Annotated in this window: 14 protein-coding genes and 1 pseudogene; 6 read left to right on the top strand and 9 right to left on the bottom strand. The window is 72.2% G+C overall.

The window, feature by feature from the left end; translation table 11 throughout:
- From ACFQ11_RS29785 to ACFQ11_RS29760, 6 genes and pseudogenes are all read right to left on the bottom strand, one after another.
- Positions 1-657 (bottom strand): annotated as a pseudogene (locus ACFQ11_RS29785) (hypothetical protein); the annotation flags it as partial.
- Positions 654-2,309, bottom strand: a complete 1,656-nt coding sequence (gene cydD, locus ACFQ11_RS29780; protein WP_378304650.1) for a thiol reductant ABC exporter subunit CydD — start codon at positions 2,307-2,309, stop codon at positions 654-656. The pseudogene ACFQ11_RS29785 and the gene cydD, both read right to left, overlap by 4 nt.
- A gap of 76 nt (positions 2,310-2,385) precedes the next feature.
- Positions 2,386-3,138 (bottom strand): cytochrome d ubiquinol oxidase subunit II, encoded by a 753-nt coding sequence (locus tag ACFQ11_RS29775; protein ID WP_378304647.1) that lies wholly within the window; start codon positions 3,136-3,138, stop codon positions 2,386-2,388.
- Between the two features lie 55 nt (positions 3,139-3,193).
- Positions 3,194-4,453 carry a cytochrome ubiquinol oxidase subunit I gene (locus tag ACFQ11_RS29770; RefSeq protein ID WP_378304645.1) on the bottom strand — a complete coding sequence of 420 codons (1,260 nt, stop codon included), beginning with the start codon at positions 4,451-4,453 and terminating at the stop codon, positions 3,194-3,196.
- A 124-nt stretch (positions 4,454-4,577) separates the two neighbouring features.
- Positions 4,578-5,681: an MFS transporter gene (locus ACFQ11_RS29765; protein WP_378304652.1), complete on the bottom strand. Its 1,104-nt coding sequence runs from the start codon at positions 5,679-5,681 to the stop codon at positions 4,578-4,580.
- Positions 5,682-6,133: 452 nt separating this feature from the next.
- A complete protein-coding gene (locus ACFQ11_RS29760; RefSeq protein ID WP_378304643.1) occupies positions 6,134-6,592 on the bottom strand; it encodes a hypothetical protein in 459 nt (152 codons plus the stop codon).
- Positions 6,593-7,345: 753 nt separating this feature from the next.
- Here ACFQ11_RS29760 and ACFQ11_RS29755 point away from each other — a divergent pair.
- Positions 7,346-7,585, top strand: a complete 240-nt coding sequence (locus ACFQ11_RS29755) for a hypothetical protein (protein WP_378304641.1) — start codon at positions 7,346-7,348, stop codon at positions 7,583-7,585.
- Between the two features lie 667 nt (positions 7,586-8,252).
- On the opposite strand, the gene ACFQ11_RS29750 is transcribed toward ACFQ11_RS29755, so the two are convergent.
- The 3 genes from ACFQ11_RS29750 to ACFQ11_RS29740 are packed head-to-tail and all read right to left on the bottom strand — an operon-like array spanning position 8,253 to position 10,235.
- Positions 8,253-8,993 (bottom strand): SAM-dependent methyltransferase, encoded by a 741-nt coding sequence (locus ACFQ11_RS29750; protein ID WP_378304639.1) that lies wholly within the window; start codon positions 8,991-8,993, stop codon positions 8,253-8,255.
- A gap of 4 nt (positions 8,994-8,997) precedes the next feature.
- Positions 8,998-9,732 (bottom strand): DUF72 domain-containing protein, encoded by a 735-nt coding sequence (locus ACFQ11_RS29745; protein WP_378304637.1) that lies wholly within the window; start codon positions 9,730-9,732, stop codon positions 8,998-9,000.
- 41 nt (positions 9,733-9,773) lie between these two features.
- A complete protein-coding gene (locus ACFQ11_RS29740) occupies positions 9,774-10,235 on the bottom strand; it encodes a hypothetical protein (protein ID WP_378304635.1) in 462 nt (153 codons plus the stop codon).
- Positions 10,236-10,313: 78 nt separating this feature from the next.
- Between ACFQ11_RS29740 and ACFQ11_RS29735 the strand changes: the two genes are divergently transcribed.
- From ACFQ11_RS29735 to ACFQ11_RS29715, 5 genes are all read left to right on the top strand, one after another.
- Complete coding sequence (locus ACFQ11_RS29735; protein ID WP_378304633.1) at positions 10,314-11,570, top strand: tyrosine-type recombinase/integrase; 1,257 nt, start codon at positions 10,314-10,316, stop codon at positions 11,568-11,570.
- 620 nt (positions 11,571-12,190) lie between these two features.
- Positions 12,191-12,895, top strand: coding sequence for a DedA family protein (locus ACFQ11_RS29730; protein WP_378304631.1), 705 nt, complete (start codon positions 12,191-12,193; stop codon positions 12,893-12,895).
- Between the two features lie 102 nt (positions 12,896-12,997).
- On the top strand, positions 12,998-13,762 hold the full coding sequence (locus ACFQ11_RS29725; RefSeq protein WP_378304629.1) for a phosphatase PAP2 family protein: 765 nt from the start codon (positions 12,998-13,000) through the stop codon (positions 13,760-13,762).
- 225 nt (positions 13,763-13,987) lie between these two features.
- Entirely contained in the window at positions 13,988-14,929 is a 942-nt protein-coding gene (locus ACFQ11_RS29720) for an ATP-binding cassette domain-containing protein (protein WP_378304628.1), read from the top strand.
- Positions 14,926-15,810, top strand: a complete 885-nt coding sequence (locus ACFQ11_RS29715) for a hypothetical protein (protein ID WP_378304626.1) — start codon at positions 14,926-14,928, stop codon at positions 15,808-15,810. The genes ACFQ11_RS29720 and ACFQ11_RS29715 overlap by 4 nt, the downstream gene beginning before the upstream one ends.
- Positions 15,811-15,818: the final 8 nt, after the last annotated feature.

Genomic DNA, 15,818 nt, shown 5'->3' with positions numbered 1-15,818 from the left:
CCGCGCCGCCGCGCCCCCGCCCGCGACCGCCGCCGCCACCGGCAGCCCCGCCCCCGCGGCCAGCAGCCCGGCGGCCAGCACCCCCACGACCGGCAGGACCGCACCACCCGGCGCCGCGACCCCGCACACCACCAGCCCCGCGACACCGCACGCCACCGCCGCCACCGCAGGCAGGACGCACCGCAGCAGCAGATCCTGCACCGCGTCGACATCCGACACCAGCCGCGTCAGCGCGTCCCCGTCCCGAACCGCGCCACCACCCGCCTCAGTGCCCGCCTCAGTGCCCGCACGATCGCCGGGACGGCGCGCGGCCAGCGCGTCGAACACCCGGCCCCGCAGCTCCGCCAGCGCCCGCAGCGCCGCATCATGCCCCGCCAGCCGCTCCACGTACCGCAGCGACCCCTTCGCCACCGCGAAGCCCCGCACCGCCACGATCGCCACCGTCAGCGCCGCCAGCTCCGGCCGCTGCGCCGCCCGCGCGATCAGCCACGCGGCGGCCGCGATCAGCCCGACCCCGCACAGCTCCGCCGCGGCACCCGCCAGCGCCGCCGCCGCCAGCCGCCCCGCGTGCGGCCGCACCGCACCCCACACGGCGCCACCGACCCCCGTCACGCCGTCCTCCTTCACGCCGTCCTTCGCCGCTCCGGTCCCGGTCACGCCGCCGCCTCCCGACGCCCGCCCGGACGCGCCGCCCCGCACACCCGGCCGTCCCGCAGCCGCACCACCCGATCCGCCGCCCGCACGAACGCCGGCCGATGCGCCACGATCACCGCCGTCCGCCCCGCCAGCAGCCGCTCCGCCGCCTCCACCAGCAGCCGCTCACTGCGCAGATCCAGCCGCGCCGTCGGCTCGTCCAGCAGCATCACCGGCCCGCCCGACAGGTACGCCCGCGCCACCGCGAGCCGCTGCCGCTGACCCGCCGACAACCCCGCACCGCCCTCGCCCAGCACCGTCGCGTACCCGCGGGGGAGCGCCGCCACGAACTCCTCGGCCACCGCCGCCCGCGCCGCCTCCGCCACCCGCTCCTCGCCCGCCGCCGGATCCCCGAGACGGATGTTGTCGGCCACCGACGCCGCGAACAGGTGCGGCCGCTGCGGCACCCACCCCAGCCGCGCCCGCCACGCCACCGGATCCAGCTCCCGCAGATCCGTCCCGTCCACCAGCACCCGCCCCGACTCCGGCCGCACCAGGCCCGCCAGCACCAGCAGCAGCGTCGACTTGCCCGCACCCGACGGGCCCGTCACCGCCAGCCGCTCACCCGGCGCCACCCGCAGCGACACCCCGTCCAGCGCCGCAACCCCCGACCCCGGATACCGCACCGTCACGTCCTCCAGCACGATCTCCGGCGCGTCCCGCACCTCCCGCACGTCCTGGACGGCCGTGCCTGCAGCACGTCCCGGCGCCTTCCCGGCCGCGCCGTCCAGCACCCCGAACGCCTCACCCGCCGCCGCCACGCCCTCCGCACTGGCATGGAAACGCGTCCCCAACGCCCGCAACGGCAGATACACCTCCGGCGTCAACAGCAGCACGAGCAACCCCGTCGACAGCGCCATCGAACCGTCCAGCAACCGCAACCCCACCGGCACCGCCACCAGCGCCACCGACAACGCGCACACCAGCTCCAGCACCAGCGACGACAAGAACGCCACCCGCAAAGCCCGCACCGTCGCCCGACGATGCTCGCCCGCCAGCTCCCGCACCACCCCCGACTGATGCCCCGCACGCCCGAACGACCGCAACGTCCCCAACCCCGCCAGCACGTCCCGGAAATGACCGCCCAACCGCCGCAACGACCCCCACTGCCGCTCCGTCAGCGCCGCCGTCCGCATCCCCACCAGCGCACCGAACACCGGCACCAGCGGAACCGTCACCGCCACCACCAGCGCCGACGCCCAGTCCGCCGCGGCCAGCCGCCCCAGCACCAGCACCGGGATCACGCACGCCGCCAGCAACTGCGGCACGTAACCCGTGAAGAACGGATCCACCCCGTCCAAACCCCGCGTCAGCAACGTCACCCGCGCCCCGGCACCGTCCCCGGAACCCGCCTCGAGCAGCGACCCCCGCAACTCCGCCTTCACCCGCGCCGCGGCCCGCTCCGCCACCAGCGCCGACGCCCACGCCAGCACCGCACGACCCGCCACCGCACCCGCCAGCCACGGCAACGGCCCCGCGTCCAGACCCGCCACCGCCCGCGCCAGCAACTCCGCCTGCACCACCAGCAGCACACCCTGACCCACCGCCAGGACGCCCAGCACCACCGGCACCCGACGCGGCAGACACCGCAGCAACCGCCGCTCCACCGCCTTCACCGCACCCACCCCTCACCCGAACCCGCCCGGCACACAGACACAGCCCCCACAGACACGGCCCCCACAGACACGGCGCTCACAGATAGGAGGGGGACTCCACCCGCCCCCGGAACGTCCACCACACCAGCACCTGACCCGCCGCGAGCACCGGCAACAGCACCACCGTCCCCACCGCCGTCAGCGCCAGGGCCCCATCGTCCGCCGCCATCTCCGACCATGGAACCCGCACGCCCGCGACCACCGGCACCACCGCCATCACCGCACCCGACACCGCGTACCGGCCCGGCACCCGCGCCACCCGGCCCGCCAACCCCACCGGAAGCCGCCACCGCGCGAAACCCGCACCATGCCACGCGAACAACACCGCCAGCGGCAGACCCAGCACGCTCCCCGCATTCAGCCCACCGCCCGACCCCGACCACAACAACGAACCCAGCAACGACCCCCACGCCAGCGCCAGCGCCCAACTCCCCGCCGTCACCGCCGCGTCGCAACCTCCACGCCACGCCACCGCGTCCACCCGGCCCCGCAACCACAACCCCATGTCCCGCACCACCCAGCCGATCAGCAGCACCGCCACCACCGGATACAGCGCCTCCACCAGATCGTGCTCCAACCCCGGAAACGCCCCCGCGATCAACCCCACCGACGCCACCAGCCACACCTCGTTCGCCAGGAAGAACGGCGCGAAAGACGCGATCACCAGCCGCCGCTCGTCCTGCCCCCGCCCCAGCCACGGCAGCAGCATCCCCACCCCGACGTCCGCACCCGCCAGCACCAGATACCCGCCGGCGAAAACCGCCAGCAGCACCACCGCGAGAAACTCCATCACCGCACCTCCAAACCGGGACCGCACCGCACACCGGCACGAACGAGAACAGAAATCAGAACGTCGGCGTCATCACCCGGGATGCCGGCTCCACCGGGGGAGCGGCCCCCAACGACGCCCCCTCCGGACCACGCCGCGCGAACCGCGCCAGCAACCACACGTTCACCGCCACCAGCACCGCGAACAGCACCGTGAACGCAGCGAACGACACCGCCAGCGTCCCCGACCCCACATCCGACAACGCGTCCTCGGTCTTCACCACCCCGTACACCGCCCACGGCTGCCGCCCCACCTCACGGAACACCCAGCCCGACAACATCGCCACATACGGCAGCGGCACCGACACGATCATCAGCACATGAAAGACCCGGCCCCGCACCAGCCACCGCCCGAACCACACCTTCACCAGCGCCACGATCGCCACCAGATGCATCAGCGACCACATCGTCACCATCAGCGCCTCACCGGCCCCCGCCAGCCCCGGCGCCATGTAGTCGTCCGGCCCGAACCGCGCCGTGAACTCCGCCACCTGCGCGTCCGCGTCCCCGCCCCCCAGCTTCGTCGGCTGCAGATACGCGAACTGCATCCCACCGAACATCACCACCGGATACAGCGCCACCAGCACCGTCACCAGCCCCACCCGCATCGACCGCCGGAAGAACTCCACCTCCGCCGTCCGCCGCAGCAGATGCCAGCCGCTCACCCCCGCCATGAAGAACCCCGCCGTCAGCAGCCCCCCGAACAGCACATGCCCGAACGCCAGCAACGCCGCGGGATTCGTCAGCAACGCCCCCGCATCCGTCAACCGCGCCTCACCACCGACCAGCTCGAACCCCACCGGCCGCTGCATCCACCCGTTCGCCACCAGCACGAAGTACGCCGACGCGTACGCCGTCACCGTGACCACCCAGATCGTCCCCAGGTGCACCCACCGGTTCAACCGATCCCACCCGAAGATCCACAACCCCAGGAACGTCGACTCGACGAAGAACGCCCCGATCGTCTCCAACGCCAGCGGAGCACCGAACACCCCGCCCGTCACCCGCGACATCCCCGCCCAGTTCAACCCCAGCTGCAGCTCCATCACCAACCCGGTGACGATCCCCACCGCGTAATTGATCACATACAGCTGGCCCCAGAACCGCACCATCCGCGACTGCACCACCGCACCACCGCGCCCACCACCCCGCAGCGTCGCGACCGTCTGCATCAACGCCACCAGCGTCGCCAACCCCAACGTCAACGCGACGAACAGGAAATGCGAGCCGGCCGTCAACGCGAACTGCACCCGCGCCAGCATCAGCGGGTCGTCCATGACCCCACCCTCCCGGAGAACCGATCGACGACAACGCACCGATCCTCCGGCCCCGACCCCCACCACCGAATCGGACCCGAGCGTTCACCCGGACTGCACCTTTCGCGTACCGGCCCCGCCCCGCCTACAACTCCCGATGTACACCGCGCCCACGCCCGCACACCCCCAGCACGACCGCCACCACCAAATACGGCACCGCCGCCGCCCCCAGCAGCACCCCCGCATCCGCCCACCGCGACCCCAACGCCCACCCCGCGAACGCCAGCACCGCCACCACCTCCGACCCGAACCCCGCCAACGACGTCACCGTCGCCCGCGCACCGTCCGAAATCCGCTCCTGCAACCGCGCGTCCGCCGCCGCCATCGCCCACCGGAACACCCCGAACGCCACCGCCACCAGCACCAGCCCCACCGGGCTGCCGCCCAGCGACCCCGCCGCCAGGCACACCGCACCCACCCCCAGCACCACCGGCAACCGCCCCACACCCCGCCCCGCCGCCCAACCCCCCACGGCATCGCCCACCGTCACCACCAACACCAGCAACGGCACCCACACCGCCGCAACCCCCGTCGACCGCACCACCAACGGCACGTACTCGTCCAGCGACGTCACCCCCATCAAGACCACCGACAACACCAGCGCACCCCGAACCCCCGGCACGCCCCGAACCTGCCGCCAGCCCTCCCGCACCACCCCCGCCAGCGAGCCGTCACCGTCCTCACCGCCACCACGCGACTCCGGCAACAACCACCCCGCCACCGCACCCAGCACGCACACCACCACACTGAGCACGCCCAACGCCCGGTAACCGCCCATCGCCAGCACCGGAGCCGCCAACCCCGACGCCGCCACCACCGCCAGCAACGACACCGCCTCCGACCGCCCCACCAGACGCCCGTACGCACCCGCCGCCCCGACCCGCTCCAACCCCTCGTACACCAGCGCCTGCAACGTCCCCGAACGCAGCGCCGACCCCGCACCCCACAACACGAAACCCGCCGCGAACGCCGGATACGACGGAACGAACGCCCACAGACCGAACCCCGCACCGGCCAGCAGGGGAGCGGCCACCAGCAACCACCGGCGCGAGAACACATCCGCCCACAAACCGGACGGCAACTCGAGAAGAAAGGTCGTGACCGACCAGATCACGAACAGCGACGAGATCTCGGCGGGGGAGAGCCCGGCATCGGCGAACAGCACCGCGTACACCGGGTACAGAACGATGAAATCCTCGAGGAACGCGTAGGCGTACAGCCTGCGCGCGAGCCCCGCCTCAGGTGAAGATCAATATCGTCGTCGCTTCATACTCCGCACCCTAACGTCGGCCTGTCCGATCCGCCACCCCGCCGGAACCACCGCACACGACCCCGGGGGAGAGGCCGCACACCGCCCGCCCCACAGGCCGAACCGACGCCCCCGCGCGGCACCCCGGACACCAGAGCCGCCGCGTTCGCCCAACGCGCGTGCACAAGCCGCACACGCCGCACCGCAGGCAGGGGAGACCCACCACGAGCAGCACCCACAGCGCCTCAGGCTCGCCCACGCCCACCCGAGGGTCCCCTACAACACCCTCAGCGGCGATCCATCAAGGGACAACGCGCGGCGATCCGCCCTCGTCCACCTCGCGCTGGTACGAGAACAGGCCGTTGCGCGGGCCCCGGCGAGACGGAACGGGCTCAGTCGACTCCCGGGCACTCCTTCTTGGTGTTGTTGTAGTTCCGCCACTGGGCGGTGTCCTTGCTTCCCGCGATCACGCTGCCATTCTTGACCAGCCTGATCCTGAACCAGAAGCAGTGCTTCTCGGCCATATTGTACGGCTGCCCCATTGAGGCTCGGAATTCCTTGCCCCACCCGGCGCCCTCGAAGGTTCTTTTGTATTCTTTCGCGTCCGGGTCCTTGGTCACGTTCCGGATGGTCACCTCGACCGCGGCGCCCTCATCCTGCAGGTCGGAGATTCTGACGATGTCGCCCTGCGGCCAGAAGTCGACCTTTCCGCCCGACCTGTCGTCATTTGTATACATCCAGTGATGCGGGCCCGGGTGGTCTCGTTTTACCTCAGGGGCGGACTCAGCGGCGTGCGCGGGCACGGCCGCAGCCGCCCATGGCATCACCAGGGCCAGCGCGGATGAGGCCACGACGGTCGCTCTCGTCCTCTTCATCTCCTGCCCTCGCAATCTCGGTGTCCGGTCGAGCGGCACAAAACGCGCACGCCACCCCAGCCGGCCATTAATTTGGCGGCAGTCCCCAGGCTAGGTGCTCTCGATACGATTTCAAGACCCATGGCGTGAAATCAGAAAATCACTTTCCGTGACTTCCAGCGGGTGTGCAGGATGATGATCAAATCCGAAGTGATGATTCCGTCTGCCATCCGCCCGGCGCGCCCCATGCCGCCACCAGGAAGAACAGGCTCTCGATGCCTCCGGACCCATGGCCGACCGGCTGGCCATCACCTGACCGGCCCGCGTCGAAAGCCCTGGCACAGCCCGAAACCCGAGGCGACATTTGGCCATAGCGGCGTCACCGACAGGCCAGTCGCCGCGGCGAAGGGACCAGGACACGATCGCGGCAGCATCGGCCGTGGCGCCCTTCATCGCCCCGCGCCGCCGGCGCCTGACGCAGCAGCAGCTAGGTAGGTCTGGCAGGACAGGGTCACCCAGAGGGCATCAGAAGAGGCCGAAACCCGCGCTACTTAACATAATGCTCATTATCGACCATGCATCGGAGGTCGCCGGGGAGGGGGCCGAACCGGCCGAACGCGCACTGTTCAGGCGCCGCCGCCCCGCGCGCGGCCCCGCAGCCGGACAGCTCGGCGACGGCCGATGAAACCGACCGGCGGACGTGCGTGTCTCACTCGGGGAAACAGCGCCACCCTCGACGGACGACCGAAGGTGATCACGAGCGACCAGCTCGACCAGGTCTGCGGGCGACTCGTGAACCGCAGCTGGGCCCGGTTCTCCGAGGGCCTCAAAGCCCGCGAGGTCGACGACCTGCTCGTCGGTGCCGTCATCGCGGCGGCCGTCGCCCAGGGCAACGCCCTCGTCGATCTCGCCTCCGGTGGTTCGGCGACGCCAAGCTCGATCACCAGCTCAACTCGATCAACGCGGCGAAGAGGCAGATCGTCGCCATAGACGACTACGCGGGCGCGGACGGTGCTGGCCGGCCCCGGTAACTGTTGCAGGGCGCCAGCCATGCAGGAGCTCCGGGAGAAGGCCGCTCCGTACAAGAAGTGACGGCGGGCGCCGCCTCTCGCTCCCCTCAGCGGGTTGGACGTCCTAAAAGATGCCAAACCAGACAGAAGCTGAATTCTGTCTGGTTTGCGCAATCTCGCCGGAAGGTGCCGGTGCCTCGGTTTTCCCGCGTCTCTTTGAGTCGGCTGCCGGGGCGTGATCGCCGGCGGCGGCTTCATCGGCGCGGCGGTCGTCCTTCCGGGTCGTCGGGGTCGTCGTGCGGGGGGCAGGCTCATCGCTCTGCCCCCTCCTGCGGCTGGACACGGACCGAAACCGACCGCCGAAACCGCGCCTGCGACGCCGCACTCTGCACCGCACCACCCGCACCCCCGGCGCCCACAGCACCACGAACTGCACCAGGTCCACCGCACCGACGGGCACGTCGGTCACCGCGATCACCCCGGGCGGCTCGACACTGGCCTCCCCGGTCAGACGAAGACGATCCCAACGGGCGGGTGGGGCGTGGGCCGGTCGTCGGCGACGTTCCGCTTCCCACTGGGCCTCTCCCCCGGGTTGCCGCGTGGTTGTTTGTGCGGGCTGGTTCGCGGGGTGTTCGGTGGCGGGGTGGTCAGGCGGGCGGGAGGCGGAGGGCGAAGACGCCCCAGCCGAGGTAGCGCCGGTTGTAGGTGAGGTAGGTGCGGCGGGAGCGGTCGGCGAACTCGCGCATGGCGGGCGCGTCGGGGTCGTCGGGGTTGTCGTGGAGCCAGGTGTGGACGGTCTGCCACTGCGAGGCCACGTAGCGGTCCCAGTCGTCGGTGTCGGCGAGGACCATTTCGACGAGTTCGACGCCGGCGTCCTCGAAGCGGTCGAGGGTGCCGGCGAGGGTGACGAAGTCGCCGGGGGCGAAACCGAGGGCGGCGGGGGCGGCTTCGGGAGGTTCGTCGATCCAGTACGGCTCCCCCACCAGCAGGAGGCCGCCGGGGACGGTGGAGCGGCGCAGGAGCGCGATGGTGCCGGTGAGGCCGTCGCCGATCCAGGTGGCGCCGATACAGGCGGTCACGTCGAACAGGCCCGGGGCGCGGTGGCGGGCGGCGTCGCCGTGTTCGAAGGTGACGCGTCCGGTGACGCCGAGTTCGCGGGCGCGGTCGCGGGCGGCGGTGAGGAAGGTGTCGCTGAGGTCGACGCCGTGGCCGGTGGCGCCGTGGGCGGCGGCCCAGGTGCAGAGCATCTCGCCTTTGCCGCAGGCGAGGTCGAGGATGCGGGTGTCGGGGCCGATGCGGGCGATGTCGCCGAGGAGGCGGAGTTTGCGGTCGTTGAGGGGGTTGAGGATGCGGTGGTCGGCTTCGGCGATCTCGTGGTGGCGTAGCACGTGGTCATGGTGCCGGTTGGGCGGGCGGGGGTGCGAGGGGTTTTCGGGTGAGTTCGATGAGGCGGCGGGCGTTGCGGACGGCGGCGCCGTGGGGGTCGTTGTTGAAGTAGACGTAGGCGTCGTCGGTGAGTTCGGGGATCCAGGCGGTGAGGGCGGGGTCGGTGTAGTCGGGCCAGGGGTGGGCGGGGCCTTCGTGGAAGCGGAGGTAGGTCCAGTCGGTGGTGCGCCACAGGGGGGTGAGGGGGCGGCCCAGGCGGTCGGCCCAGCAGAGGGCGGCGCGGTGGTGTTCGAGGACGGCGCGGACGTCGTCGGTCCACCAGGTGGGGTGGCGTGGTTCGACGGCGACGCGGATGTGGCGGGGGAAGTGGCGCAGGCAGGCGTCGAGGCGTTCGGGGTCGGCTTTGAGGGTGGGCGGGAGCTGCAGGAGGATGGGGCCGAGTTTGGGGCCGAGGCCGGTGGCGGCGTCGAGGAGGCGGGCGACGGGTTCGGCGGGGTCGTTGAGGCGTTTCATGTGGGTGAGGTAGCGGCTGGCTTTGACGGCCATGACGAAGTCGTCGGGGGTGGCGTCGTGCCATCGTTGGAAGGTGGTGCGGGCGGGGAGGCGGTAGAAGGCGTTGTTGTTCTCGACGGTGGTGAAGGTGCGGGCGTAGTGGTGCAGCCAGTGGCGTTGGGCGAGGCCGGGTGGGTAGAGGGGGCCGCGCCAGTCGGTGTACTGCCAGCCCGAGGTGCCGATGCGCATGGGCCTCTCCCCCGGTGTCGGGTCGTCCGTCGCGTGGGGTCTTACCCGGTTGTGCGGCGGTGGGGTTCGAGGGCGCGGATGTAGTCGGTGAGGCGGACGCCGATGTCGAAGGCGAGGTCGGGGGTGTCGAGGTCGGGGTCGGGCCAGGTTTCGGAGATGCGTCGCCAGGTGGTGCGGCCGAGGAAGGTGCCGGTGGCGGGGTCGTCGCCGAGGAGGGGGCGCCAGTCGGGTTGTGCGGTGAGGAGGCGGTCGAGGGCGGCTTGGTTGTCGGGTTCGGCGGGGTGTTCGGCGTGGAAGCCGATTTCGAGGGCGGTGGTGTGGGCGCCGGGTGCGAGTTCGGCGGGGATGAGCTGGGCTTCGTAGTGTTCGCGTTCGGGGCGGGGGTCGCCGAACCAGGCTTTGAGTCCGTTGTGGCGGACGTGCAGGTGGGGGTGGCCGAGGTCGGGTGGGGTGGCCGCGTGGACGATCTCGGCGATCTGGTCGAAGAGTTCCCGCGCGGTCATGGTGTGGATCTTATGGGGCGGGTGTGACGGTGCGGTGGGCCGGTGCGGGTGTCGGTGGTGGGCGGTAGCGTCCGCGGGGTGCGTCCGATCGATGTTGAGCGTGTGTCCGTGGGCGAGTGTGTGGACCGGTATGTGGAGATGGTGCGGGCGAAGACGGTGACGGGGGCGTTGTCGTCGGGGACGGCGGAGGTGTATGCGCGGGACGCGGCGACGTTCGCGGAGCTGGCGGGTGCGGATCGGGTGCTGGACGATCTGACGGGTGAGGACGTCGATGCGGTGTTGTTGAGGTTCGCGCGTAAGCCTGATGGTCGGCGGTCGCGTGGTGGTGTGGGCGCCGGGGGGTCGGGTGCGGGTGGTGGGGTGCAGAGTGCGGCGTCGCAGGCGCGGTTTCGGCGGTCGGTTTCGGCGTTGTTCCGGTATGCGGTGGTGGCGGGGTGGGTGCAGTTGAATCCGATGGAGGCGGTGACGGTGCGGCCGCGGCATCGGGGTGGGTTGCGTGCGGAGCGGCGGGCGTTGACGGTGGAGCAGGCGGAGGGGTTGCTGGGTGCGGCGCGGGGGCTGGTGGATTCGGGTGGTGCGGGGCGGCGGGTCGATCAGCGGACGGAGTTGCGGGACGGGTTGATCGTGCTGTTGCTGGCGGCGGTGGGGCCGCGGGTGTCGGAGCTGACGCGGGCGAACGTCGAGGATTTCTTCGTCAATGGGGGGACGCGGTATTGGCGGGTGTTCGGTAAGGGCGGGCGGACGCGGGACGTGCCGTTGCCGGGGCCGGTGGTGGAGGTGTTGGACGCGTATTTGGCGGAGGGGCGGGGGTTGCTGGATCGGGGGCGGGAGCCGAAGGCGTTGTTGCTGTCGTGGCGGGGGCGGCGGTTGGCGCGGGGTGATGTGCAGGGGGTGATCGATCGGGTGCTGGCGCGGGTGGAGCCGGGGCGGCGGCGGAGTGTGACGCCGCATGGGTTGCGGCATACGACGGCGACGCATCTGCTGGCGGCGGCGACGGATATGGATGCGGTGCGGCGGGTGCTGGGGCATGCGGATCTGGCGACGTTGGGTCGGTATCGGGACGAGTTGCCGGGTGAGTTGGAGGCGGCGATGCGGGTGCATCCGCTGCTGGGTTCGGTGGTGCGGGGCGGTTCGGTGGCGGGGGTGTCAGATCCAGCCGAGGTCGGTGGGTTGGGGGAAGCCGGTGTGCCAGATGCCGTAGGCGGTGAGGGCGATGGCGGCGGGGGCGAACGCGATGATGAGGGTGCGTCCGAGGTGGTGGCGGGTGTGCCATCCCCAGGCGGTGAAGGCGGCGGCGACGGCGATGCCCATGAGGGCGGTGCCGCCTTCGAGTGAGTTGGTGGTCCAGGTGAGGCCGACGGCGAGGGCGGGGAGGAGGGAGAGTCGTGCGGACGGTGCGGGGTGTCGGGCGAAGGTGCGGGTGAGGGCGGCGGCGACGAGGGCGGCTCCGGCGTACCAGATGTAGTGGCCGGCGACTTCGTCCCATAGGTGGACGACGGGGAGGCCGGGGGTGTCGTTGCCGACGGAGTTGGCGGCGAGGTGGATGCCGTGTCCTTCGACGTAGGTGATGGCGCCGGTGAGGTAGGTGGTCCAGGTGGTGCGGTCGGCGCGGGCGGTGTGGAGTGCGGCGGCGGCGGTGAGCAGGACGGTGTAGGGGGTGAGGATGTCGGCCCAGTCGGCCCAGCGGGTGTGGCCGATGGTGCCGAGTCCGGCGAGGCCGAAGCCGATGTGGTGGGTGAGGCCGTAGAGGAGGGCGCAGGCGGTGAGCCAGCGCAGTGGGCGCGGGTCGTGCGCGGTGGGTGCGGCCGGTGGCGTGGTCATGCCCCTCCCCTGTTTCGGCGGGTGTCCATCATGGCGCGGGGCGGTCGGTGCGGGGCGGTACTGCCGAAAGTAGGGGGTGGTGATGGTCGTTCGGCCGATGCCCGGGGCGGTCGCGGGTTTCTAGCGTCGTGGCCATGGACGGTGTGATGGAGTTGGTGCACACGGCGGTGACGTCGCCGTGGTTTTACCTTGTGCTTTTCGCGGTCGCGGCGATCGACGGGTTCTTTCCTGTGGTGCCGAGCGAGAGCACGGTGATCACGGCGGGGGTGTACGCGGCGTCGGTGGGGCAGCCCGACCTGGTGCCGGTGGTGGTGTTGGCGGCGGCGGGTGCGTTCGTCGGTGATCACGTGTCGTACACGGTGGGGCGGTTGTCGGGTGGGCGGCTGGAGCGGCGGTTGCGGCCGGGCACGCGGCGGCATGGCGCGTTCGCGTGGGCGGGTCGGACGCTCGCCGAGCGCGGCGGGCTGATCCTGGTGGTGGCCCGGTACGTTCCGGGTGGGCGGACGGCCGTGACGATGACGATGGGTGCCGTCGGTTACCCGTTGCGGTCGTTTTCGATGTTCGCGGCGATCGCGGCGGTGTCGTGGGCCGTGTACGGGGCGCTGCTGGGTTATCTGGGCGGTGTCGCGTTCGAGAACGATCCGCTCAAGGGTGTCGCGGTCGGCTTGGGGTTGGCGTTGGCGGTGACGGCGGTGGTGGAGGCCGTGCGGTTCTTCGTGCGGCGCCGTCGTTCGGCCGCCGAGGGGGCGGCGGGGGGTTCCGGGGTGGCCTCCGTTGGGGACGGGGGTGGGGAGGACCCGGAGGGAACGCGTCGTGTGGGGACTTTTCCGGGTGCGTGATCGTCGTACGTGACAGGCTTTGCCTCTGGGTGACCGTAGGGTGAACTTTCACGGTCTGCTCGGGGTCTGAGTTGTCGGGCGGTCGTGTCGATGGAGAGGGAGATGATGCAGGCGCCAGAGTTCAGCGCGGATCTCTACCGGGAGATCAGCGAGTTCGCGCACGGCACGCCGTCATGGGTGCACACGGTGGCCGAGATCGGTACGGACGCGGGGTTGCTGCTGTTCGCCGCGCTGTTCGTGGCGGGCTGGTGGCGGGCGCGGGGCGCTGACGGGCGGGTGATGGGGCTGGCGCTGGCGGCGCCGTTCGCGGTGGTGGCGGCGTATCTGGTGAGCGAGGTCTCCAAGACCTTCATCGAGGAGGAGCGTCCGTGCCGTGCGGTGGCGGGCGCGATGAACATCGCCGAGTGCCCGGCGCCGGGCGACTGGTCGTTCCCCAGCAATCACGCGACGATCGCGGCGGCGTCGGCGGCGGCGATCGTGGTGGCGTGGCGGGCGATGGCGCCGGTCGTGCTGCCGCTGGCGTTGCTGATGGCGTTCTCCCGGGTGTTCGTGGGGGTGCACTATCCGCATGACGTCGCGGCGGGGTTCGTCCTGGGGTGCGTGGCCGCGCCGGTCGTGGCGGTGGTCCTGGCGCGGGTGGCGGCGCCGCTGGTGGACGCTCTGCGGGGTGTCGCGGTCGGGGTTGCGCTGCTGGGTCCGCGGCCGGTCGCGGGGGTTCCGGGGGCTGCGGTGCCGGGCGGCGCCGTCCCCACGGGTGCGCCGGTGGGGGTCGCGGGCGAGCCGGCCGCCGGGCGTCAGGTCGATGCCGCGGTCACGATGCCGGACGTGATGGGCGGTGTGGTGCCGCGCCGGGAGCCGCGTCCCTGACGCGGGTGGGTGCCCCGCCGGGCGGCGGGTCGAGTTGTTGTTCCGGACGGGCCGTTCCGGTGACGTGGAAGCGTCGCGGGGGCGGCCCGCCGGCGTGTTCGGGGGCCGGGTGTTCCGGCTGTCCGGGGTTGACGAAAGTGGGGGGACGCCGGTGTCGTTCGCGTAGTGCCCCGCCGCTCCCCGGGCTCTTAGGTTCGTGCGGGTGAACACGGATCGGGAGACGAGATGATCACGGTGCGGGGGCTGACGAAACGGTACGGGGACCGCATCGCCGTCGACGGCCTGACGATGGACGTCGCGGCGGGGCGGGTGACGGGGTTCCTCGGCCCGAACGGTGCGGGCAAGTCCACGACGATGCGGATGATCCTGGGGCTGGACCGTCCCACGGCCGGTGCGGCCCTCATCGGGGGTCGCGCCTACCGGGATCTGCGGCATCCGCTGCGGGAGGTGGGGGCGCTGCTGGACGCCAGGGCGGTGCATCCGGGGCGGTCGGCGCGGCGGCACCTGCTGGCGATGGCGGCGAGCAACGGCGTGCCGGCGCGGCGGGTCGGCGAGGTGCTGGCGGCGGTGGGGCTGGAGGCGGTCGCCGGGCGGCGCGCCGGGACGTTCTCGCTGGGGATGAGCCAGCGGCTGGGCATCGCGGGTGCGCTGCTGGGCGATCCGGGTGTGCTGCTGTTCGACGAGCCGGTGAACGGCTTGGACCCGGACGGGGTGCTGTGGGTGCGGCGGCTGATGCGGTCGCTGGCGGCCGAGGGCCGCACGGTGTTCGTCTCGTCCCATCTGATGAGCGAGATGCAGCTGACGGCGGACCGGCTCGTGGTCATCGGCAGGGGGCGTCTCCTGGCCGACGCGCCCGTCGCCGAGGTGATCGCCGGGAGTTCGCGCAACGCGGTGCGGGTCCGCGGGCCGCATGCCGGGGAGCTCGCCGCGCGGCTCGCGGCGCGGCTGGGCCCGGAGGGGGCGCGGGTGCGGCCCGGCGACGGCGGGGCGCTGCTGGTGTCGGGTGTCACGGCCGAGCAGGTCGGGACGGCCGCGCACGCCGCCGGGCTGCCGCTGTTCGAGCTGACGTCGGTGCAGGCGTCGCTGGAGGAGGCGTACATGGAATTGACGGGCTCGAGCGTGGAGTACGACGCGGCGGGTCCGGTCGCGGAGGGGACGGGCCGGTGACCGCGGGAGGGGCGTCGGGGGCGGCGCGGAGGCCTGCGGCCGGTGGCGCGGCGGCGGGGACGGACGGTCGGGGCGGGGCGCCGGGCGGCGGGTTCCGCGGGGCGCTGGCCGCGGAGTGGATCAAGCTGTGGTCGGTGCGGTCGACGTGGTGGGGTCTGGCCGGGGCGGTGGCCATGATGGGCGTGGCGTGCATGATCCTGGCGACCGACACCGCCATGGACAACACCGCCCCGCGCAACACCGCCGTGGACAGCGGTTCCGGGGAGGCCGGTGTCGAGCCGCCCGGGGTGATCGCGGTGACCGACGTGCCCGTCGGTGCGGTGGACCTGGTGCAGTTCGTGGTGCTGACGGTGGCGATCCTGACGGTCACCGGCGAGTACGCGACCGGCGGCATCCGCACGACGCTGCAGTGCGTGCCGCTGCGGGCCCGGATGCTGGCGGCCAAGGCGTCGGTCGTCGCGGCCGTGACGTTCCCCGCGGGGATCGTCCTGGTCCTCGCCGGTGCCGCGGTCACCGCGCCCGTCCTGGGCGAGTGGGGCCGCCTGGACGCGGGCGAGGTGGTCCGGGACGCTCTGGCCGCCGGGACGTATCTGGCGTTGGCGAGCGTGCTGATGACGGGGGTCGCGGTGATGCTGCGCAGTGCCGCGGGGGCGCTCACCACGGCGTTCCTGTTCCTGCTGGTGGTGCCGATGTCGCTGGCCAACGCCCGGTCGGAGGCGCTGAAGAGCGTGGCGGACGCGTTGCCGGCCACCGCCGGCCGGTATTTGATGTCCGGGGACGGCGGCCCTTACCCCGTTGCGGTGGGCGTGCTGATCGTGGCGGGGTGGGCGGCGGCGGTCCTGTGGTGCGGCACGGTGGTGCTGCGCCGCCGGGACGCCTGACCCCGCCC

This window comes from Actinomadura sediminis (assembly GCF_042675525.1).
GTDB classification, from domain to species: Bacteria; Actinomycetota; Actinomycetes; order Streptosporangiales; family Streptosporangiaceae; genus Spirillospora; species Spirillospora sediminis.
This window is presented reverse-complemented; position numbering and strand designations above follow the sequence as displayed.

Bases quoted from the DNA above. Each gene is read 5' to 3' on its own strand.
- ACFQ11_RS29775 (WP_378304647.1), bottom strand. From the start codon at position 3,138: ATGGAGTTTCTCGCGGTGGTGCTGCTGGCGGTTTTCGCCGGCGGGTAT.
- ACFQ11_RS29770 (WP_378304645.1), bottom strand. From the start codon at position 4,453: ATGGACGACCCGCTGATGCTGGCGCGGGTGCAGTTCGCGTTGACGGCC.
- ACFQ11_RS29745 (WP_378304637.1), bottom strand. From the start codon at position 9,732: ATGCGCATCGGCACCTCGGGCTGGCAGTACACCGACTGGCGCGGCCCC.
- ACFQ11_RS29740 (WP_378304635.1), bottom strand. From the start codon at position 10,235: ATGACCGCGCGGGAACTCTTCGACCAGATCGCCGAGATCGTCCACGCG.
- ACFQ11_RS29730 (WP_378304631.1), top strand. From the start codon at position 12,191: ATGGACGGTGTGATGGAGTTGGTGCACACGGCGGTGACGTCGCCGTGG.
- ACFQ11_RS29725 (WP_378304629.1), top strand. From the start codon at position 12,998: ATGATGCAGGCGCCAGAGTTCAGCGCGGATCTCTACCGGGAGATCAGC.
- ACFQ11_RS29720 (WP_378304628.1), top strand. From the start codon at position 13,988: ATGATCACGGTGCGGGGGCTGACGAAACGGTACGGGGACCGCATCGCC.